This window comes from uncultured Polaribacter sp. (assembly GCF_947497125.1).
Classification (GTDB): Bacteria; Bacteroidota; Bacteroidia; order Flavobacteriales; family Flavobacteriaceae; genus Polaribacter.
Genome location: NZ_CANMFI010000002.1, coordinates 197,878 through 220,016, shown reverse-complemented (window position 1 = coordinate 220,016; position 22,139 = coordinate 197,878). Strand labels below are relative to the sequence as shown.

Genomic DNA, 22,139 nt, shown 5'->3' with positions numbered 1-22,139 from the left:
GTATGAAATTTTTAAATTTTCCTTTAGTTTCTTGGGTCAACGGAACAGTAATGATAGGTGTTTTTGTATTGGTTGTAATCGGTTTGGTAGCAGCTGTTCTCTTATTAATGAATTCAGATACAAAGACAACTAAGAAGTAGCTTTTTACACCAAATTTAAAGCAGTATTCGTTTTTCTTTTGTGTGATTATTTATCGTATATTTTCATTATTTTTACATTGTAAATTTTAAGTGAATGTATACAGAACTCTCCCATAATTTTGCCTATTTATTTGAAGATGCTTTATTGAAAGAAATAGAGACTATTGGCGTTTTTAAACAATTTAAGGCAGAAGATACTATTATAGAATTAGGCGATTTTATTAAATCGATGCCATTGCTACTCTCTGGGGCTATTAAAATTCTTAGAGAAGATGAAAATGGCGAAGAATTGGTTTTGTATTACTTAGAAAAAGGAGATACTTGTGCCATGACACTTTCTTGTTGTATGGGGCAAACAAAAAGTAAAATTAGAGCGGTAGCAGAAACAGATGTTTCACTCATTCTTTTGCCGAAAGAAAAAATGACCGAATGGTTAAGTAGCTATAAAAGTTGGCAAGCATTTATTTTAGAAAGTTACCATAACAGAGTAGAAGAGCTTTTAGAAGCGGTAGATACCATTGCCTTTTTAAAGATGGAAGACCGTATTTTTAAGTACTTAAAAGACAAAGCAATGGTGAATGGTAACGATGAGTTAGCTACAACACACAAGCAAATTGCAGAAGATTTACACACCTCTAGAGTTGTAATTTCTAGGTTGCTAAAGAAGTTAGAAAATGAACAAAAAATTCAGCTTTTTAGAAACAGTATTAAAGTATTAGCATTGTAACAAAGGTTACTGAACTCTATATAAGTAATTTTTATTTTTGTAGAAAAAAGATGAAATTATTTCTAGCATTTGCACTCTCAGTTTTTTTATTTAGTTGTCAAGACACAAAAAGACCTTCTTACGCTAAAAAAGAAGTGTCGTCTAAAATTACAACTCAACAACACCCAGGTAAAAAGTTAATGATTGCAAATTGTTATGTATGCCATAGCCCTTCTGCGAGTCATGAGAATCGAATTGCACCACCTATGGTTGCTGTAAAAAAGCATTATTTAGATGCAAATACTTCCAAAGAGCAATTTACAGCATCATTACAAAACTGGATAGAAAATCCAACCAAAGAAAATGCCAAAATGTATGGTGCTGTTAAGCGTTTTGGATTGATGCCAAAGCAAGCTTTTCCAAAAGAAACAATCACACAAATAGCAGCCTATATGTTTGATAACGACATAGAAAAACCAGAATGGTTTGATGCCCATGAAAAAGAAGAACATACAAAAAAACGTAATTAGATATTTAAAATTATGGCAAAATTTTTAGAAATTATAAATAAAGACAAACCTGTTTTAGTAGATTTTTTTGCAGAGTGGTGTGGTCCTTGTAAAACCATGTCGCCCATTTTAAAACAAGTAAAAGATGCGCTAAAAGACCAGGTTGTAATTGTAAAAATAGATGTTGATAAAAATCAATCGATAGCGGCAAAGTATCAAGTTAGAGGTGTACCTACTTTAATTTTATATAAAAATGGCACCGAAGTCTGGAGGCAGTCTGGGGTCGTGCAAAAGGAAGGCCTTATAAACATTATAAATACACATTAGTATGAATTTTAATGCATCTTTTTGGGAAAATAAATACCAACAAAAAAAAACAGGTTGGGATTTGGGAGAAGTTTCGCCACCGTTAAAAGCTTATTTTGATCAGTTAGAAAATAAAGAACTTACCATTTTAATTCCGGGAGCCGGAAACTCTTACGAGGCCGAGTATCTTTTTAACAAAGGTTTTAAGAATGTTTTTGTTGTAGATCTGGCAACAAGTGCTTTAGAAAATATTAAAAAAAGAGTGCCTAATTTTCCTGACGCACAATTAATTCATGGAGATTTTTTTGAGCTAAAAGGTTCGTTCGATTTAATTATTGAACAAACTTTTTTCTGTGCTTTAGATCCAGTATTAAGACCAAACTATGCAGAAAAAATGCAAACGCTTTTAGCACCAAAAGGGCAACTAGTTGGGTTGCTTTTTGATGCAGTTTTAAACGAAGATCATCCACCTTTTGGTGGCAATCAAAAAGAGTATTTAACGTATTTTACTCCTTTTTTTAAAAGCATACAAATGCAACCTTGTTACAACTCTTACCCAAACAGACAAGGTATGGAGCTGTTTGTGAAACTGTCAATATAAATAAGAATAAACCAACAAAAAAGTAACATTATGGATGTTGAAATATTAGCAAGAATTCAATTTGCCTTTACGATTGCCTTTCATTATATATACCCTCCTTTAAGTATTGGTATCGGTTTAATAATGGTAATAACTGAAGGTTTGTATCTAAAAACAGGCAATAAACACTACGAAGTTTTAACTCGATTTTGGTTAAAAATATTTGCCATTACTTTTGGTATTGGAGTTGCAACAGGAATTATAATGGAGTTTGAATTTGGTACCAATTGGGCCGTTTACTCTAGATATGTTGGTGATATTTTTGGTAGTGCTTTAGCAGCAGAAGGCTTGTTTGCTTTCGGGTTAGAAAGTACGTTTTTAGGCGTTTTACTTTTTGGTTGGAATAGAGTTTCACCCAAGGTTCATTTTATTTCTACGATAGGTGTTTTCTTAGGCTCTATGTTTTCTGCTGTTTGGATAGTGGTAGCTAATAGTTGGCAACAAACACCAGCAGGTTATCATATTGTTGGCGAAGGGTTTAATGCAAGAGCCGAAGTTACAGATTTTTGGCAAATGGTGTTTAATCCATCAAGTGTAGACAGAATTATACATGTTTGGCAAGGAGCCTTTTTAGCAGGAGCTTTTTTAGTTTTAAGCGTTCATGCTTATTATCTTTTAAAAGGTAGGTATGTAGCTATTTCTAAAAAAGGTTTTAAAATTGCGCTATTAGTTGCAACAATTGTTTCGTTTTCTCAATTATTATCTGGGCATAGTTCTGCAGATGGTGTTGCTAAAAATCAACCAGCTAAATTAGCGGCATTAGAGGGGCATTATGACAAATCTGCGCCGGCCGATTTATATCTCTTCGGATGGGTAGATAATGAAACTCAAAAAGTAACAGGTTTAGGAATACCAGGAGGATTGTCTTTTTTAGTTCATCAAGATTTTAAAGCCCCAATTACAGGTTTAAATGCGTTTCCTAAAGATGAACAGCCAAGTCAAGTAAATGCTGTATTTCAATTTTATCATATTATGATTTCTATAGGAATGTTCTTAATTGCATTAACATTGTATGCATCTTATTTATGGTGGCGAGGTAAGCTTTTTGATAAAAGATGGTTGCTTCAAATTTTTGCTTTTTCTGTAATATTGCCACAAATTGCCAATCAAGTAGGCTGGTTTGCTGCAGAAATGGGTAGACAACCATGGATTGTGTATGGGCATCTAAAAACTAGCGAAGGTTTTTCTCAAGAGGTTTCTGCAAATCAGATTCTTTTTTCTTTAATTCTGTTTATGGTAGTTTACAGTTTTCTATTGCTTTTATTCTTATATTCTATGAATAAGAAGATAAAATCAGGACCTTATAATGAAGCTATTAACCCTTTAGAAATCAATTAAAATGCAAGAATTAGAAACTTTTTTGGGTATAGATTATCCAACGCTTTGGTATTTAGTAGTAGGATTATTATTTTCTGGTTATGCAATTTTAGAGGGTTTTGATTATGGTGCAGGAGCTTGGCATTTGTTTTTTAAGAAAGACTTAAGCAGAAGGATTGCTATTAATGCAATTGGGCCTTTATGGGACGCAAACCAAGTTTGGTTGGTTATTGGAGGTGGTGCTTTGTTTGCTGGTTTTCCTGTAATGTATGCAACCATGTTATCTGCAATGTACATCCCTTTTATGTTGTTTTTAATGTTATTGGTTTTAAGATCTAGTGCTATCAAATTTAGAAGCTCAGAAAAAATGCTTTGGTGGCGTAAAACGTGGGATATTATTTATTTTATATCCAATACATTAATCGCTTTTTTACTAGGGGTTGTTTTGGGTAATGTATTAGAAGGGTTTGAGTTGCATGAAAATTTCTCTTACAAAGGCGGTGTTTTCTTTTCATTTTTAAGTCCGTATGCAATTATGGTAGGATTTACCACTTTGTCTATCTTTATGACACAAGGTGCTATTTTCTTATTACTTAAAACAGAGGGCAGGTTATATACTAGACTTACTTTTTTACTAAAAAAAGGAATGATTTTTTTTCTAATTAGTTTTTCAATAACCTCATTGTATACTTTAATATTTGTGCCTGGTGTTACAGATAAATTTAAAGAAACACCCATATTTTTTATTTTACCCTTGCTTTCTTTCTTGTCAGTAGCCAATATACCAAGGTTAATCTCTAAGAAAAAGTATGGTTTTGCAATGATATTTTCTTCATTAACAATGGCTTTTTTATTAATGCTAGTTGCGTTTCAGTTGTATCCTGTATTACTGCCTTCTACTGTAGATTCGTCTTTTAGTGTTACTATATATAACGCAGCATCTTCTCAAAAATCATTGGGTATTATGCTTACAATTGTGGCTATTGGTGCTCCTTTATTGGCTGGGTATTTTGTTTTCTTATATAAAACATTTCATGGTAAAGTTAAATTAGATGATACTAGTTATTAAATAAATTAAAAAGTAATCAAATTCATTTGGGTTTGATTATTTTCTGTACATTTGTCAACCATATGGTTAAACCGTAAAGTTAATTATGAAGAATAAAAAAAATGATACTACAGAAAGTTTAATTTTAGAAGCGGCTAAGTCCATTTTTCAAACAAAAGGAATGGATGGTGCTCGTATGCAGGAAATTGCAGATAAAGCCGGCATTAATAAGGCAATGCTTCATTATTATTATCGGAATAAACAATTGCTTTTTGAAGCTGTTTTTAAAAATGCATTTTCATTATTAGCTCCTCAATTAAACACTATTTTAAATGACGACTCTTCTATTGAAGAAAAGATCAGAAACTTTTCATCCAATTATATTACGTTTATAACAGAGCATCCGTATTTACCAAATTTTGTAATTCAAGAATTAAATAAAAATCCTGCGTTTATTTTAAAAATGAAGGAAAATAAAGCGTTTCCTAATATTGAAAAATTTAAAAAACAAGTTGATTTTGAAGTGCAAAATGGATCTATAAAACAAATTGATGCAACGCAGTTATTTATAAATATTTTGTCTTTAAATGTATTTCCTTTTATAGCGAAACCTTTAATTATGGGTTTAATTGAAGTAGATGACGTTGCTTTTAAAGCAATTATAGAAGAACGTAAAACAGCCGTTGCAAATTTTATCATTAATTCTATAAAATTATAAGATGAAAAAAATAACATTTATTTTAATAATCATATTTAGTGTTTCATTGTCTTCACAAGAAAAAATCACTTTAAATGATTGTTATTATTTACTAAAAACTAATTACCCTTTGGTAAAAAAACAGCAATTATTAGTTAATCAAAATGAAATTGATAAAGCAATAATATCTAATACAAAGCTGCCACAGTTCAGTATAGATGCACAAATAACCTATCAATCTGATGTTATTCAATTTCCTCTGGCAATGGCAGGTATTACACCTTTAAATAATGACCAATATCGTGCAACATTTTCTATAAATCAGTTGATTTTTAATGGAGGTTTAACTGCTGCGAATTTAAAGATAAAAGAAGCCCAGTTAAAAACGAATCAAAAACAACTTGATGCTTCTATTTATCAATTAAAAAGTCAAATTAATCAACTGTATTTTTCTGTTTTATTAAAAAATGAGCGTTTTAAATTGTTGATGGCAAAAAAAAATCAATTAGAAACAAAGTTAAAAGAAGTTAAATCAGGTATAAAAAATGGGGTTTTATTACCTGCTTCAGATAATGTGTTGGAAGCTGAATTATTAAAAATTGAACAACAATTTATAGAAGTAGAAAGTAGTAAGTTTTCTTTAATTGAAACCTTATCAAGTCTTATTGGGCAACCTTTAAATAGTTCAGTACAATTTGAAATTCCATTAATTGAAACCCAATTTCAAAACAAAATAAACAGACCAGAATTAGAGTTGTTTCAATTAAAAAAGGAAGAAATTAAGAATCAAGAAGCACGAGTTTCTAAATTTAATTCACCAAAATTAAATGGTTTTTTAACCGGTGGTTATGGGAATCCTGGGTTAAATATGTTAGACAATTCTTTTCAAACTTTTTATACAATTGGTGTAAAATTTCATTGGGGTGTTTTTGATTGGAATATAAATAAAAAACAACAAAGAACAATAGCGATGCAAAAGGATTTCATTGAAAATGAAACTGAAATTTTTAAGCTAAATACCAATATTGAACTAAGCAAGCAGCAAAAAGAAATTGAAAAAATAGTAGCAATTATAAATTCAGATAAAAAAATTATAACCCTTCGTACAAAAGTGTTAAAAACGTTAGATGCACAACTTAAAAACGGTGTCATAACATCTTCTGAGTATGTTACAGAATTCACCAAATTATTTGAAGCAGAAAATACGTTGTTACAACATAAAATTCAAGCTCAATTAGCTAAAGCAAATTACAACACAATAAAAGGAGAATAAATATTAAAAAATGAAAAACTATAAATACATATTAGGATTAAGTATCATTAGCTTGTTTTCTTGTGAAAACGAAAACGGAAGAGCAGATGGCTATGGGAATTTTGAAGCTACTGAAATAACAATTTCGGCAGAAAGTAGTGGTAAATTAGTTCAGTTTTCAGTTAGTGAAGGCGATCAATTAAAAAAAGATCAATTTGTAGGTTTTATAGATACTATACAATTGGCTTTAAAACGTGAACAATTAATAGTTTCAAAATCGTTAATAAGTTCTAAATCTAAAGGTGTTTTATCTCAAATATCAGTATTAAAATCGAGGCAAAAAACTGCAGAAATTAATAAAAAAAGAATAGAAAATTTAATTAGAGACAACGCAGCTACACAGAAACAGTTAGATGATATTTCTGGAGTAATAGATGTGCTTGTTAATCAAGTTAAAAGTGTAGAATTACAAAATTTACCTGTTGTAAACGAGTTAAAAAGTATTGATGTTCAATTAAAACAGGTTGAAGATAAAATACAAAAAAGTAAAATAATAAATCCATTAAATGGAACTGTTTTGACCAAATATATAGAGCCAAATGAAATTGCTGCTTTTGGAAAACCACTCTATAAAATTGCAGATTTAAGTACAATGCAATTGCGTGTTTTTATAAGCGAAACCTACTTACCGGAAATTAAAATTGGAAAAAAAGTTACCATTAAAATTGATGCACATGAAGAAATGAAATCTTTTGATGGTATTATTAGTTGGGTTTCTAAAGAAGCAGAATTTACCCCTAAAATTATTCAAACAAAAGAAGAAAGAGTAGCTTTAGTTTATGCTGTCAAAGTTAATGTTATAAATGATGGAAGCTTAAAAATTGGAATGCCAGCAGAAATGTGGTTAATAAAATAAAAACGATGAAACCTATAATTTTTACATTAATACTATTTGCATTAGTTAGTTGCAAAGAAAGTAAAAAACAAGAAAACATAGATACAGAAAACCTGTATGCCAATACTTGGGTAAAAGAAATTAAACTAGATACAGATGCCAAGTGGCAAGCCAATTCAGAAACGAATGAAGGCGTGCAGAAAATGAAAAATAGTATTAAAGAACAAAAAACGAATACCCTATCTGAATATCATCAATTAGCACAAAAACTTAATAATGATAAGAATTATGTGATTAAAAACTGCACAATGAAAGGTGATTCTCATGATAATTTACATATTTGGCTCTTACCATTATTGGCAAAAATAAATATATTATCTGAAGTGAAAACAATAAAAGAAGCATTAAAAATAAAAGAAAGTATTAAGGATCATATTAATAAATATGAAGATTATTTTGAATAATGAGTATATCAATTGTTAACGTATCAAAATCTTACAATAAAGTAAATGCTTTAAAAAATATTTCTTTTGATGTAAAACCTGGTGAACTTTTTGGATTAATAGGACCTGATGGAGCAGGAAAAACAACATTGTTTAGAATTTTAACAACACTTTTAGTAGCCAATGAAGGTGTTGTAAAAGTTGCAGGTTTTGATGTTGTTACAGATTATAAAAATATTAGAAAATGTGTAGGGTATATGCCTGGTAAATTTTCTTTATACCAAGATTTAACAGTTGAAGAAAATTTGATGTTTTTTGCCACTATTTTTGGAACAACAATTGAAGAGAATTATGATTTAATAAAAGAAATCTATATTCAAATAGCGCCATTTAAAGATAGAAGGGCAGGAAAGTTATCTGGTGGTATGAAACAAAAGTTAGCTTTGTGCTGTGCATTAATTCACAAACCCAAAGTGTTGTTTTTAGATGAGCCCACTACTGGTGTTGACCCTGTTTCTAGAAAAGAATTTTGGGAAATGCTAAAACGTTTGCAAGATAAAAATATAACTATTTTAGTTTCTACGCCTTATATGGATGAAGCTGCTCTGTGTGATAGAATTGCATTAATTCAAGATGGGAATATCTTAGAAGTTGATACGCCAAAGGCAATTGTAAAACATTATACAAAACAAATTTATAATGTAAGTGCTAACAATATGTATCAACTTATAAATTACTTAAAGGAATATCCTTTTAGCCATAGTGTGTATCCTTTTGGCGAGTTTGTACATTACACTGATACTAGAACAAATTTTAATTCTAATGAATTGAAAACCTATTTAAGGTCTAAAGATTTATCTAATTTAAAAATTGACAAAACAATAGCTACTATTGAAGATACTTTTATGGAATTAGCAAAATGATGAACAATACCAAAGTTATACAAGTAGAAGGATTAACCAAATTGTTTGGAGATTTTGTTGCCGTTAATAAAATTTCTTTTGAAGTTGAAAAAGGTGAGATATTTGGTTTTTTAGGAGCAAATGGTGCAGGTAAAACTACTGCAATAAAAATGTTGATAGGTATTTCTAAACCAAATGAAGGCAAAGCATTAGTTGCAGGTTTTGATGTTTTTACACAAGCAGAAGAAATTAAAAATAATATTGGTTATATGAGTCAGAAATTTGCTTTATACGACGATTTAACTGTAAAAGAAAACATTACTTTTTTTGGAGGAATTTATGGTTTGTCAAAAAAAATAATCAAAGAAAAAACGACTTCTTTAATTGAAGATTTAGAGTTGCAAAAAGTGACTAATTCTTTGGTAGGTTCTTTGCCTTTGGGCTGGAAACAAAAATTATCTTTTTCTGTAGCACTAATTCACAATCCGAAAATTGTTTTTTTAGATGAACCAACAGGTGGTGTTGATCCGATTACAAGACGTCAGTTTTGGGAACTTATCTATAAAGCAGCAAGCAAAGGAACAACCGTTTTTGTAACCACGCATTATATGGATGAAGCAGAATATTGTGATCGGGTTTCTATTATGGTTAATGGAAAAATTGAAGCATTAAACACGCCAAAAAAATTAAAAGAACACTTTAATGTTGAAAATATGAATGATGTGTTTTTAAAATTGGCAAGAGGATGAAACGTTTTATAGGCTTTGTAAAAAAAGAATTTTACCATATTTTTAGAGATAAACGTTCTTTGTTTATCCTCTTTGGTATGCCAATTGCTCAAATTTTATTGTTTGGTTTTGCAATTACAAACGAAATTAATAATGTGGAAATTGCAATTTTAGACCAATCTAAAGAAGTAACAACACAAGAAATTATACATAAAATATCGGCATCTAAATATTTTAATATCAATCAACTTATAGAGAAAGAATCAGATATTGAAAGAATATTTAAAAAAGGAAAAGTAAAAGCAGTATTGAATTTTGAAAAAAATTTTAGTAAAAATTTAATCACAAAAAAAAATGCTAAAATACAGGTAATTACAGATGCAACAGACCCAAATACTGCAAATACAATTAGTAACTATATAAATGCAATTCTTCAAAACTATTTAAAAGAAGAAACTACAAGTAGTTTAAAGGCTTATAAAATTGAACCAAAAACACGGATGGTTTACAACCCAGAACTAAAAAGTGTATATATGTTTGTGCCAGGTGTTATGACTATCATTTTAATGTTAGTTTCTGCAATGATGACTTCTATTTCTATCACGAAAGAAAAGGAGATAGGAACTATGGAAATTTTATTAGTATCGCCATTAAAACCCAATCAAGTAATTGTAGGAAAAGTATTTCCTTATATTTTTTTATCAATTATAAATGCAATAGTTATTATAGTTTTAAGCATTTTTATATTTAAAATGCCTGTTTATGGTAGTTTCTTTTTACTAGCAATAGAAAGCGTATTATTTATTATAACAGCATTAGCATTAGGTATTTTAATATCAACTATTTCTGCAACACAACAAACCGCAATGATGATTTCTTTAATGGGTTTAATGTTGCCTGTAATATTACTTTCGGGTTTTATATTTCCAATAACAAGTATGCCTTTGCCGTTACAGGTAATCAGTAATATTATACCAGCAAAATGGTTTATCATAATTATTAAAGCAGTTATGCTAAAAGGTGTTGGTTTGCAATTTGTTTGGAAAGAAACTCTAATTTTAATTGGAATGGCAGTTCTTTTTATTGGAGTAAGTGTAAAGAAATATAAAATTAGATTAGAGTAAAATAGCTTCCTGAAGTTAGATTTTTAAAAAAAATATGAAAATAATACTGTATATAATTCAAAAAGAATTTAAGCAAATCTTTAGAAATAAAGGGATGTTGCCAATTATTTTTGTATTACCATTAATTCAATTGATAATTTTATCAAACGCAGCTACTTTTGATGTTAAAAATATAAAATTTGGATATATTGATAAAGATCACTCAACAACATCAAGAGCTTTGATAGAAAAATTTAAGGGTTCAACTTATTTTAATTTAATAACTGATTTTCCTTCACAAACATTAGCAAATCAAGCTGTATTAAAAGGTGAAATAGATGTTGTTTTAGAAGTTCCGTCTTATTTTGAAAGAGATTTTTTAAAAGAAAAAAATGCATCTTTAGGACTTACTATAAATGCAATTGATGGGGCGGCAGCTGGTTTAGAAAACGTATATATTACACAAATTATCAATAGTTTTAATATGAATCTAAAAGTTGATGTTACTCACTTTAGCGACAGGCAGCATTCATCTACCCAAATTACTACAATTCCCTTGTTTTGGTATAATAAAAGTTTGAATTATAAAACGTATATGGTGCCTGGTATTTTGGTGTTATTAGTTACTATGATTACACTTTTTCTCTCTGGAATGAACATTGTTAGAGAAAAAGAAATAGGTACTTTAGAACAAATTAATGTTACACCTATCAAAAAAAGTCAATTTATTATCGGTAAATTATTCCCTTTTTGGGTAATAGGTTTAGGTATTTTGACCGTTGGTTTATTAATATCAAAAATAATTTTTAATGTTCCAATGGTAGGTAGTTTGTTGTTAATGTATTTTTATACAACTATCTATATTTTAGTGGTTTTGGGTATTGGTTTGTTTATTTCTAACTTTACAGATACACAACAACAAGCTATGTTTATTGCGTGGTTTTTTATGGTGATTTTTATTTTGATGAGTGGTTTGTTTACTCCTATTGAAAGTATGCCAAAATGGGCTCAAACAATTACAGACTTTAACCCGATAAAATATTTTGTAGAGGTTATGCGTATGGTTATGTTAAAGGGTTCTGGTTTTATAGATATACTACCTCAATTAATAAAAACGCTATTATTTGCAATTGTTATGAATGGTTTAGCAGTTTGGAGTTATAAGAAAACAACTTAAATTTCTTATGTAACAAAAGTAGCTGTGTAGTATTTTAGATAAATTTAATTTTATTGAAAATTAAAATAAATGTCAAAAATACTCATTTTAGGTGCTGGAATTTCAGGACATGTTGCAGCATCACATTTAAGACGAAAACTATCTAAAGAACACGAAGTTGTTGTAGTTTCTCCGAATAGCAATTACCAATGGATACCTTCAAACATTTGGGTTGGAATTGGTAGAATGAAATCTAAAGAAATTTTATTTCCATTAGCACCTTTGTATAAAAAGAAAGGAATTGGATACAAACAAGCCAAGGCTATTTCATTTTTTCCGGAAGGTGATAAAAATCAACCCAAACCTTATGTTTTGTCAGAATATGTTGCTGGAGATAAAAAAGGGCAACAAGAGAAAATTACCTACGATTATCTTATAAATGCAACCGGTCCAAAATTAAATTTTGAGGCAACAGAAGGTTTAATTCCTGGAGAAAACAGAACGTATTCTGTTTGCACCTACAGTCATGCAGATCATGCTTGGCATGGATTAAAAGCATTGATTGATGAGATGAAAACTGGTAAAAAAGTAAAAATTCTTATTGGTACAGGTCATGGCTCTTCTACTTGTCAGGGTGCAGCATTTGAGTATATTTTAAATGTCGAACAAGAATTACGTCGTCATAAAGTAAGAGAGATGGCAGAGATTACTTGGATTTCAAACGAACATAAATTAGGAGATTTTGGAATGGACGGAATGCTATTAAGTTATGGTAGCATGACGCTAAAGTCTTACGAAATGGTAGAAATGATTTTTGAAGACAGGGGCATTAAGTGGATTTTAGGAGCCGGTGTAAATAAAATTGAAGACGGGATTGCTCATTATGAGAACTTAGAGGGTAGCTATAAAACAGAGACCTATGATTTTGCTATGCTGATTCCAGCATTTTCTGGACACGGTTTTAAAGCTTTTGATAAAAATGAAAATGATATTACAGAAAAACTCTTTAAAGGGTTTATGATAGTAGATGCCGATTATACACCAAAACCTTATGAAGAATGGTCTGTAAAAGATTGGCCAGAAACCTATCAAAATCCAACCTATCAAAATATTTTTGCGCCAGGTATTGCCTTTGCGCCTCCGCATGCAATTTCTAAACCTAGAAAAAGTAAAAACGGAACTGTTATTTCTCCTGCACCTCCCAGAACAGGTATGCCTTCTGGTATTACAGCTAAATTGGTTGCAGACAATATTATAGATACAATAAAAAGTGGTAAAGAGTCTTTAAGTCATAAAGGTAGTTTGGGCAATATGGGTGCAGCTTGTATAGCTTCTGCTGGTTACGGGCTTACACAAGGAAGCGGTGTTAGTATTACCACATATCCTATTGTGCCAGATTATGAAAAATACCCAAATACACAAGGGAGAAAATTAGGAAAAACTTTTGGTGAAATAGGTTTAGCAGGGCATTGGCTAAAGTTAGCATTGCATTATGCTTTTATCTACAAAGCTAAAATGCGTCCGTTTTGGTGGTTAATTCCAGAATAATATAAACGGTTAAAATGTTTAAATAACTTATAAAAATTAGTAGAATGACACAAAGAATATCAAAATACCAGCGCTTTAAAATGATGAACCCAATTATTCAGTTTTTTAAGTTTATCTATTTAAGTCTTAAAATTATGTTTGTGGTTGCAAGCGGGCATGGTGGAACACGCGTAGAAAAGAAATAACAAGTTTTATTTAGTTTTAGTTGTTGAAAATTGGGCATTAATTTTTTAATGCCCAATTTTTGTTTAAAAACTGTACTGAAAAAAAGCGGTTAAATTTCTACCAGGTTCTGTAATTGGTGTGTTCTCAAAACCAGCTTGGTTGTTAAAGCTGAAGTTTAAATGATTGCGGTATGTTTTATCAAAAACATTGATAGCAGCAACACCAAGACTTGCATTTTTAAAAGGTGTAAATCCAAAACGAACATCTAATGTTTGATACCCTTCTGTTCTTGTTTCACCAAAACTAGGTGCAATTTCATCTTGGCTACTGGTAATATTGTATTGTAAATTTGCCCAATAATTTGGTTTTTTAAGACCAAAAATAACACGTGCATTTAAAGGAGGTGTTAAAGGCAAAGATTCATTTAAATCTTTATTTTTAGCATATACATATGCCATTTCAGAGGTTACAAAATAATTTTCTAAAAAATTAGCCTCAAAAGAAGCCTCGAAACCTGTCTTGTATGCACTGTCTAAATTTCTAAATACCTTCGGATTTACAGGTTGTGCTGTGGGCATAAATTTTCTAGTTTTAGAAGGATCTACAATACCAACAATAAAGTTTTCTAAATCAGAATAGAATACAGAACCTGCAAACTTAATATTGTTGCTAGTGTTTTTTGCTTTAAAGCCAATTTCAAACTGGTTATTAACTTCTGCCTTTAGATCTGGGTTTCCTATATATTCATAAGGATCTTGGTTTATTGTAAAATGATTGATAAAACGTTCTATCATATTTGCAGATCTAACTCCACGCCCAAAAGCAGCCTCTAAAGTTATAGTATTAGAAATAATTTTTTTGAGAGAAATAGTACCGCTAATATTATTTTCTGTTCGTTGTCTTAAATTATAAAGAGCAGCAAAATCTGCTTCTGGATCGTTAATATCAGAAACCACTCTATCATATCGAATACCTGCAGTAATTAAATGATTTTCTTTAAACAACCACTTTGCTTCTGTAAAAACACCGAAATCATTTACATAAGAATCTTGCCAAACCTTGTCATTAAATTCTTTTGGAGTTGGCAAGGTATTGCCGTTCATAATTTTTACAACACGATTTCTGTCTCCGTCTCTATGAACCAACATAGCATCTACACCACTAAAAATATCAATATTTTTAGACGGTTGCCAATTTAGTTCTATTTTTCCTCCTTTTGTAGTTGCTTCAACAGCAGATGAGGCTTCCATCATCATAAAAGTAGGTCTTTTAGTATTGGTCATTAAATGGTCTACAAAACTATAATATCCTTTTGCAGAGATGCTTTTAAAAACCCCTTTTAAATCAGATTTTTTATAGTCTATTGATGCAATACTACTATTGTCATATTCAGTGTCCATTGGCAAACCGGCATGTAAAACATCTCTACCAAAAGATTGCCTCCATTGAATTTGTATACGCTCTGCATCTGTAAAGTTATACCCCATTTTTAAGCCATAATCTGTACTTAAAAAAGAAGCGGGTATTTCTATATTGCTTCCATCTTGGTAGTTTCCAAAATTGCGATATCCAAAATTACCTACTACATCATACTTTTCTTTAATATATTGTAACTGTAACATGTTTACGGTGGCGTTTCCGTTGGTTTCAAATCCAGATGATATTTTACCATGAAACCCATTTTCTAAGTAATTTGGTTTTTTTGATACCATATTAATAACACCTCCAAAAGTTGCGCCATATCGAACTGTGTAAGGCCCTTTAATAATTTCTATTTTCGAAATTTCTTCAGGAATGATATGAGTTGTAATTGGGTCCATTCTATTTGGGCATGCATGCATCGCTTTTGTACCACCATCATATTGTATATTTAACTGTTCATATTGGCTACCTCTAAACGAAGGGTCAATTGCGTAATTACCTCTTTTAATTACAGAAAATCCGTTGATACTATTAAATAAATCGGCAACATTTTTAGGTTGTACAACGTTTTTATCATATTTATTTGACACAATAGTATGTATCGGGTCTGTTTTTAGTTTTCCGGTAACGATTACTTGGTCTAACTGAATTCTTTTAAGGGTATCTTTTTTTAAATCCTTTTTTTCTTGTGAAAAAGAAACACCACTTATTAATGCGCACAAGAGCGCGCTAAAAATTATTTTCATTTTTAATTATTTAGTTTTTATATAAGATGTTATACCCTTATATTTTGATAAGGAGTATTTATTTTTTTATAAAAACTAGACTTCTGGTGGACGAAAATTAGTGCTTATTGCTAAGTATTTGTAGTGATTTTTAGCATTAAAAAAGGTTTTGCTGTAGGTATAATCAACTTTTGCAATACTACTAACATTAGATTGTTTGTAAAGCAAAACATCTTTAAAATCAATTATTTGAGTTGGTGCTTTTTCTGAGTTTTTACTGCTTTCTGTAACTTTTTTTAAATGACATTTACCGTTACATTGTAATTCTGGTTGGTCTTTGTTTTCACACAACTCTTCAATAAAACCAATAGGATCAACAGTATAATACAGATATGTAAAAGAAACTCTTAGCATATTATATAAGACAAGGCTGCTTAAAAAAATAGCGTAAAAAAGGGTTTTATTTTTAGTTAGAAAAACCAAGTAAATAATTTTTTATTTCGATGCTTTTACGAAACAAATATAGTTATAAAAATTAAAATTTAGGTGTAACTAATGTTACTTAAAGAAGTGTTTAAACACTTTAATTTTGTGGTAGTAAAAACAATACAAATGAAAAATATACTTAAAAGTATTCCAATAATTTTATTAGTGTTATCTAATTCTTTAGCAGCACAAGAAATTATTTCTATTGGCAAGGCAGAAGTTATATCAAACCTAAAGAAAAATAATTTAGGTTTAAAAATTTCGTTACAAGAGTTTTATGCTGCAAAAGCAGATTACAAACAAACCAACGCAGTTTTTTTACCAAATATTACAGCTAGCCATACAGGTATTTCTACCACAAATCCATTAATGGCTTTTGGTTCAAAATTAAATCAGGGTATTTTAACTCAGAATGATTTTAATCCGGCTTTGTTAAACAATCCTACACAGACTCAGAATTTTGCAACTAAGATTGAAATTCAGCAACCATTAATCAATTTAGATGGTTTTTATCAAAGAAAAGCAGCCAAATCTAAAATGGAAGCCATGTCTTTAAAGACAGAAAGAACCACAGATTACATGGCACTAGAAGTATTGCAAGCCTATATGCAATTGCAGTTGGCATATAAAGCAATAGATGTGTTAGAAAAAGCATTAGAAACTGCTGAGGTGCATCAGAAAATTGCAACCAATAACTTACAGCAAGGTTTTATGTTAAAAGCAGATGTTTTAAGTGTAGATATAAGAGTTACAGAAGTTAAAAATCAGTTACAAGTTGCAAAAAGTAACATGCAAAACGCTTCTAATTATTTGTCTTTTTTGATGAATACAAAAGAAGATGTTGTATACAAACCGTCTGAAGAATTAACGATTGTTTCTTTTGATAAAGAACCGATACTTATTTCTGAAAACAGAGCAGATATAAAGGCAATGCAATTGGCTAAAAAAGGATATGAAGCTTTAAATAAAGCAGATAAAATGGCTTTTTTACCTCGTTTAAATGCCTTTGGAAGTTATGAAATGTATGATAATAAGTTGTTGCAAGGAGCCGCAAGCGGATACTTAATTGGCGCACAATTAAGTTGGGATATTTTTAAAGGATCGCAACGTTTTGGAAAAGCACAAAAAAGCAAAGCAGCTCTAGAAAAGTCGAAGTTGTCTTACAATCAATATGTTGCTAAAAGCAATTTAGAGTTTCAGAAAGCAAAAAGACAATTAGCAGATGCAAAAAACAGCTTAGAATTAAACAAATTAGCCTTGCAGCAATCTGAAGAATCTTTAAGAATTAGAAAAAATAGATTTAAAGAAGGTTTAGAAAAAACGGCCGATTTATTAGTGTCAGAAACACAGTTTGCACAAAAAGAATTGGCGTATTATCAAACAATTTATCAATATAATTTTACCCAAGCTTATTTAGACTTTTTAACCAAAGAGTAAGAAGAGAAATAAGAAAATAGAGACCAAAAATTAAAATTTAGACTTAAACAAACACCAACAATGAAAAAATATTTATACACCTTAATCGTAACATCTGCATCTTTGTTTATAACAAGTTGTGGTAGCGAAGACAAAAAAGCCATTGCAAATACAACACCAGCAATCTCTGTAAATGTTGCTAATGTTACAGAGCAACAAAACAGTTCTTATTTGTCTGTAAGCGGAAAAATACAAGCCGTTAATAGTACCTCTCTTAGTACCAGAATGATGGGTTCTGTAGATAAAGTACATGTTGCTATTGGTGATAAAGTTAAAAAAGGACAATTGCTTGTATCTATTAACAATGCAGATTTAGAAGCTAAAAAAGCACAAGTAAACGCAAGAATTACTCAAGCAACAGTTGCTTTTAAGAACGCAGAAAAAAACTACAAGCGTTTTCAGAATCTTTTTAAAACAAGCAGTGTTAGTCAGAAAGAAATGGATGACATGACGGTGAATTACCAAATGGCAAAAGCAGCTCTTGAAGCAGCCAATCAGCAAAAAAATGAAGTAAACGCACAATTTGTATATAGCAATATTACCGCACCATTTAGTGGAATTATTACAAGTAAAAACATAGAAAATGGCGATATGGCTTCTCCTGGTATGCCATTAATTAGCATAGAAAATCCGACAGATTTTGAAGTTGTGGCCATGGTTCCAGAAACAGAAATAGCACAAATTAAAAACGGAGCACAAGTACGTGTTTTGGTAAAATCTATAAACGCTACAGTTGCCGGGAAAGTAGTAGAAGTAAGTACTTCTGCAAAATATACAGGTGGGCAATATTTGGTAAAAATTGAATTGGCAAAAAAACCTGCCAATATGTTATCTGGAATGTTTGCAACGGTTCAGTTTCCGGTGCATAAAAAATTAAAAGAAAGCATGGTTTTAGTACCAGAAACTGCTATTGTAACAAACGGTCAATTAGCAGGTATTTATACAGTAAGTGAAAGCAAAACAGCCATTTTAAGATGGTTGCGATTGGGTAGAACATACGGAGATCAAGTAGAGGTATTATCGGGTCTTTCTTTAGGAGAATCTTACATTCTTTCTGCCAAAGGAAAATTGTTTAATGGTGCTAAAATTACAATTCAATAACTAACAAGTTGCGTTAAGGATAGTAGTGAAAATCCTTTTTTTAATGCTGAACTCGATTCAGTATCTCTTTCAAAAATGCATTTAGCTTAAATAGAAAGAGGCTGAAATTAATTTAGCACAAGAAAAAAGATTGTAACGAATAGCCTGTTAAAACGCCCAAAATAGATAATAAAATGAAAGAAGGTATCGCAGGGAAAATAGCAAAAGTCTTTATGCAATCTAAACTTACAGTGTTGTTAATGCTGGTGTTTATGGTTGTTGGAGTGTATAGTTCGTTTTTAATTCCGCGTGAAGAAGAACCACAGATTGATGTGCCAATGGCAGATATTTTTGTGGGATATCCAGGCGCAAGTCCTACAGAAGTAGAATCTAGAGTTGTAAAGCCTTTAGAAAAATTGATTTCTAACATAAAAGGGGTAGAGTATGTGTATGCCACTTCTATGAAAGAAAAAGCCATGGTTATTGTGCAGTTTTATGTGGGCGAAGATATTGAAAGATCGTTTGTAAAATTATACAATGAAATTAACAAACACATGGATCAAATGCCTAAAGGTGTTACGTTTCCGTTAGTTAAAACTCGTGCGATTGATGATGTACCAATGCTTGGACTAACACTTTGGAGCGAGAGTTATGATGATTATCAATTGAGCTTGCTTGCAGGTGAATTAGAAAATGAAATTAAGAAAATAAATGATGTTTCTATTACTCATAAAATTGGAGGTAGAAGCAGAGAGTTGCGCGTTGTTTTAGACAAAGATAAAATGGCAGAAAGTGGTGTAGACTTCTTGTCTGTTTCTAAAATGATTCAAGCAAATAACACGCAGTTAAGTTCGGGTAGTTTTGATAAAAATGACAACGAACTTTTGGTAACTACAGGTAGGTTTTTAGAAACTGTAGAAGATGTAGAAAACTTGGTGATTGGTGTGCAACAAAACAGGCCGATTTATCTAAAGCAGATTGCACGTATTTTAGATGGTCCAGAAATTCCTAAAAACTATGTGAGTTTAGGGTTTGGTAACGCAAGTGAAAAAAACCAAACGTATCAATCAGAATATCCGGCAGTTACTATTTCTGTAGCCAAAAGAAAAGGCGCAGATGCCATGAAAATTTCAGAAAAAGTACTTGATAAAGTAGCCAATTTGCGTAGCACATTAATTCCTGATGCGGTACATGTAGAGGTTACTAGAAATTACGGAGAAACAGCATCTCATAAAGTGTCAGAATTGTTGTTACACCTTATTGGGTCTATCATTGCTGTAACTTTAGTAGTAATGTTGGCCATGGGTTGGCGTGGTGGTTTAGTAGTGTTTTTATCGGTGCCAATTACTTTTGCATTAACGCTATTAAGCTATTATATGTTAGATTATACATTGAATAGAATTACCTTATTTGCGTTGGTGTTTGTAACCGGAATTGTGGTTGATGATTCTATTATTATTGCAGAAAACATGCACCGTCATTTTAAAATGAAGCGACTGCCATTTAAACAAGCAGCTTTGTATGCAATTAACGAAGTAGGAAACCCAACAATTTTAGCAACCTTTACGGTAATTGCTTCTGTGTTACCAATGGCTTTTGTATCTGGTTTAATGGGTCCTTATATGGCGCCAATGCCAATAGGGGCATCAATAGCAATGATTTTATCTTTATTTGTGGCACTTACAATAACACCTTATTTAGGATACATTTTCTTAAGAGAAAAAGACAAGAAAGGACAGCCTGAAAAGACAGAAAAACCTTTAGAAGATACTTTTATTTATAGAGCTTACAACAAGTTAGAAAGACCTTTGTTAGAAAACAGTAAAAAACGTTGGTTGTTTTTAGGCGGAACATTTGCAGTATTAATTGCAACAATGGGCTTGTTTTTAACAAATTCTGTTGCCGTAAAAATGTTGCCTTTTGATAATAAAAATGAGTTTCAGGTGGTTATTGATATGCCAGAAGGCACTACTTTAGAAAGAACTGCTGTTGTAACTCAAGAGATAGCACAATACTTATCTACAAGGCCAGAGGTGGTTAATTATCAAAATTATATAGGTACTTCTGCACCAATAACTTTTAATGGTTTGGTGCGTCATTACGATTTGCGTGGTGGAAGCAATATGGCAGATATTCAGGTAAACTTAATTGATAAAGGTAAAAGAACAGCACAAAGTCATGACATTGCAAAGTTGTTTAGACCAGAAATTCAAAAAATAGCGGCAAAATACAATGCGAATGTAAAATTGGTAGAAGTTCCGCCAGGACCTCCTGTTTTATCTACGATTGTTGCTGAGGTGTACGGACCCGATTATAACGAGCAAATAAAAATTGCAAACGAAGTTCAGCAAATTCTAAGAAATACAGACGATGTTGTAGATGTAGATTGGATGGTAGAAGCGGCTCAAAAAGAGTATCAATTTAACATCAACAAAGAAAAAGCGATGTTGTATGGCGTTGCACCACAGCAAATTGCTTATACAATGAACATGGCACTTTCTAACAGCTCAATTACAACGTTGTACGATGAAGCTGCCATAGATCAAATTGGGTTGGTGCTGTCTTTAGATGAGAAAGAAAAATCTACCATACAAGATCTTACTCAGTTAAAAATAACCTCAAAATTAGGCACTATGGTTCCTATTGCAGATTTGGTTGATATTAAAGAAACTGAAAGTGCAAAAAGCATCTATAGAAAAAACCAAAAGCGTGTTGTATATGTGATGGCAGACATGGCTGGTCAATTAGAGAGCCCTGCATATGCAATTTTAGGAATGGAAAAAAAGTTACAACAAATTAAACTTCCAGAAGGGTATAAATTGAATGAAATGTATTTGGGGCAACCAGATTATGAAGATGATTATACCGTTAAATGGGACGGAGAATGGCAAATAACTTTAGAGGTTTTTAGAGATTTAGGAATTGCCTTTTTAGGAGCTATTATTTTGATTTATATCTTAATTGTAGGATGGTTTCAAAACTTTAAAGCACCTGTTGTAATGATGGTTGCCATTCCTTTATCATTGATAGGAATTATTTTAGGACACTGGATGATGGGTGCCTTTTTTACAGCAACTTCTTTTATTGGAATGATTGCTTTGGCAGGAATAATGGTTCGGAATTCGGTTTTACTAATCGATTTCATCAACTTAAGAACCGCAGAAGGTGTGCCGTTAAAACAAGCAGCAATAGAAGCAGGTGCAGTTAGAACAACTCCTATTTTATTAACTGCAGGAACCGTTGTAATTGGTGCATTTGTTATTTTGTTTGATCCGATTTTTCAAGGATTGGCAATTTCATTAATGGGCGGAACTATTGTTTCTACCGTATTAACATTAATTGTTGTTCCGTTGGTATATTATATGATTGAAAAGAAAAACTATAAATAAACGCAT

22 protein-coding genes are annotated in these 22,139 nt (G+C 31.1%); 20 read left to right on the top strand and 2 right to left on the bottom strand.

Going from position 1 to position 22,139, the window contains the following annotated elements:
* Positions 1-2: 2 nt before the first annotated feature.
* The 17 genes from Q0678_RS04120 (at position 3) to Q0678_RS04040 (ending at position 13,575) form a co-directional block, all read left to right on the top strand.
* The gene (locus Q0678_RS04120; protein ID WP_299054333.1) at positions 3-140 is read left to right on the top strand and encodes a hypothetical protein; all 138 of its coding nucleotides are present in this window, start codon (positions 3-5) and stop codon (positions 138-140) included.
* 94 nt (positions 141-234) lie between these two features.
* The gene (locus Q0678_RS04115) at positions 235-867 is read left to right on the top strand and encodes a Crp/Fnr family transcriptional regulator (protein WP_299054330.1); all 633 of its coding nucleotides are present in this window, start codon (positions 235-237) and stop codon (positions 865-867) included.
* Positions 868-917: 50 nt separating this feature from the next.
* Entirely contained in the window at positions 918-1,376 is a 459-nt protein-coding gene (locus Q0678_RS04110; RefSeq protein ID WP_299054328.1) for a c-type cytochrome, read from the top strand.
* Between the two features lie 12 nt (positions 1,377-1,388).
* Positions 1,389-1,682, top strand: a complete 294-nt coding sequence (gene trxA, locus Q0678_RS04105; protein WP_299054325.1) for a thioredoxin — start codon at positions 1,389-1,391, stop codon at positions 1,680-1,682.
* Between the two features lies 1 nt (position 1,683).
* Positions 1,684-2,262 carry a methyltransferase domain-containing protein gene (locus Q0678_RS04100; protein ID WP_299054322.1) on the top strand — a complete coding sequence of 193 codons (579 nt, stop codon included), beginning with the start codon at positions 1,684-1,686 and terminating at the stop codon, positions 2,260-2,262.
* A 30-nt stretch (positions 2,263-2,292) separates the two neighbouring features.
* The gene (locus tag Q0678_RS04095; RefSeq protein ID WP_299054319.1) at positions 2,293-3,639 is read left to right on the top strand and encodes a cytochrome ubiquinol oxidase subunit I; all 1,347 of its coding nucleotides are present in this window, start codon (positions 2,293-2,295) and stop codon (positions 3,637-3,639) included.
* A 1-nt stretch (position 3,640) separates the two neighbouring features.
* Positions 3,641-4,687 carry a cytochrome d ubiquinol oxidase subunit II gene (gene cydB / locus Q0678_RS04090; protein ID WP_299054316.1) on the top strand — a complete coding sequence of 349 codons (1,047 nt, stop codon included), beginning with the start codon at positions 3,641-3,643 and terminating at the stop codon, positions 4,685-4,687.
* A gap of 85 nt (positions 4,688-4,772) precedes the next feature.
* Positions 4,773-5,384, top strand: coding sequence for a TetR/AcrR family transcriptional regulator (locus Q0678_RS04085; RefSeq protein WP_299054313.1), 612 nt, complete (start codon positions 4,773-4,775; stop codon positions 5,382-5,384).
* A 1-nt stretch (position 5,385) separates the two neighbouring features.
* Positions 5,386-6,636 carry a TolC family protein gene (locus Q0678_RS04080; RefSeq protein ID WP_299054310.1) on the top strand — a complete coding sequence of 417 codons (1,251 nt, stop codon included), beginning with the start codon at positions 5,386-5,388 and terminating at the stop codon, positions 6,634-6,636.
* A 10-nt stretch (positions 6,637-6,646) separates the two neighbouring features.
* Entirely contained in the window at positions 6,647-7,531 is an 885-nt protein-coding gene (locus Q0678_RS04075; protein WP_299054307.1) for an HlyD family efflux transporter periplasmic adaptor subunit, read from the top strand.
* Between the two features lie 5 nt (positions 7,532-7,536).
* Positions 7,537-7,974 carry a hypothetical protein gene (locus Q0678_RS04070; protein ID WP_299054304.1) on the top strand — a complete coding sequence of 146 codons (438 nt, stop codon included), beginning with the start codon at positions 7,537-7,539 and terminating at the stop codon, positions 7,972-7,974.
* Positions 7,974-8,876, top strand: a complete 903-nt coding sequence (locus Q0678_RS04065) for an ABC transporter ATP-binding protein (RefSeq protein WP_299054301.1) — start codon at positions 7,974-7,976, stop codon at positions 8,874-8,876. The genes Q0678_RS04070 and Q0678_RS04065 overlap by 1 nt, the downstream gene beginning before the upstream one ends.
* Complete coding sequence (locus tag Q0678_RS04060) at positions 8,876-9,604, top strand: ABC transporter ATP-binding protein (protein ID WP_299054965.1); 729 nt, start codon at positions 8,876-8,878, stop codon at positions 9,602-9,604. Before Q0678_RS04065 ends, Q0678_RS04060 begins: the two co-directional genes overlap by 1 nt.
* A complete protein-coding gene (locus tag Q0678_RS04055) occupies positions 9,601-10,707 on the top strand; it encodes an ABC transporter permease (protein WP_299054299.1) in 1,107 nt (368 codons plus the stop codon). Before Q0678_RS04060 ends, Q0678_RS04055 begins: the two co-directional genes overlap by 4 nt.
* Positions 10,708-10,741: 34 nt before the next feature.
* Positions 10,742-11,863, top strand: coding sequence for an ABC transporter permease (locus tag Q0678_RS04050; protein WP_299054296.1), 1,122 nt, complete (start codon positions 10,742-10,744; stop codon positions 11,861-11,863).
* Positions 11,864-11,932: 69 nt separating this feature from the next.
* Complete coding sequence (locus tag Q0678_RS04045) at positions 11,933-13,390, top strand: FAD/NAD(P)-binding oxidoreductase (RefSeq protein ID WP_299054293.1); 1,458 nt, start codon at positions 11,933-11,935, stop codon at positions 13,388-13,390.
* A gap of 44 nt (positions 13,391-13,434) precedes the next feature.
* A complete protein-coding gene (locus Q0678_RS04040; protein ID WP_299054290.1) occupies positions 13,435-13,575 on the top strand; it encodes a hypothetical protein in 141 nt (46 codons plus the stop codon).
* 63 nt (positions 13,576-13,638) lie between these two features.
* Here Q0678_RS04040 and Q0678_RS04035 read toward each other — a convergent pair whose 3' ends face one another.
* Both Q0678_RS04035 and Q0678_RS04030 read right to left on the bottom strand, forming a co-directional pair.
* Positions 13,639-15,723 (bottom strand): TonB-dependent receptor, encoded by a 2,085-nt coding sequence (locus Q0678_RS04035; protein WP_299054284.1) that lies wholly within the window; start codon positions 15,721-15,723, stop codon positions 13,639-13,641.
* Positions 15,724-15,798: 75 nt separating this feature from the next.
* Positions 15,799-16,116, bottom strand: a complete 318-nt coding sequence (locus Q0678_RS04030; protein WP_299054281.1) for a hypothetical protein — start codon at positions 16,114-16,116, stop codon at positions 15,799-15,801.
* 198 nt (positions 16,117-16,314) lie between these two features.
* Between Q0678_RS04030 and Q0678_RS04025 the strand changes: the two genes are divergently transcribed.
* From Q0678_RS04025 to Q0678_RS04015, 3 genes are all read left to right on the top strand, one after another.
* Positions 16,315-17,625, top strand: a complete 1,311-nt coding sequence (locus Q0678_RS04025; RefSeq protein WP_299054278.1) for a TolC family protein — start codon at positions 16,315-16,317, stop codon at positions 17,623-17,625.
* 60 nt (positions 17,626-17,685) lie between these two features.
* Positions 17,686-18,765 carry an efflux RND transporter periplasmic adaptor subunit gene (locus Q0678_RS04020; protein WP_299054275.1) on the top strand — a complete coding sequence of 360 codons (1,080 nt, stop codon included), beginning with the start codon at positions 17,686-17,688 and terminating at the stop codon, positions 18,763-18,765.
* A gap of 173 nt (positions 18,766-18,938) precedes the next feature.
* Complete coding sequence (locus tag Q0678_RS04015; RefSeq protein ID WP_299054272.1) at positions 18,939-22,133, top strand: efflux RND transporter permease subunit; 3,195 nt, start codon at positions 18,939-18,941, stop codon at positions 22,131-22,133.
* Positions 22,134-22,139 lie beyond the last annotated feature (6 nt).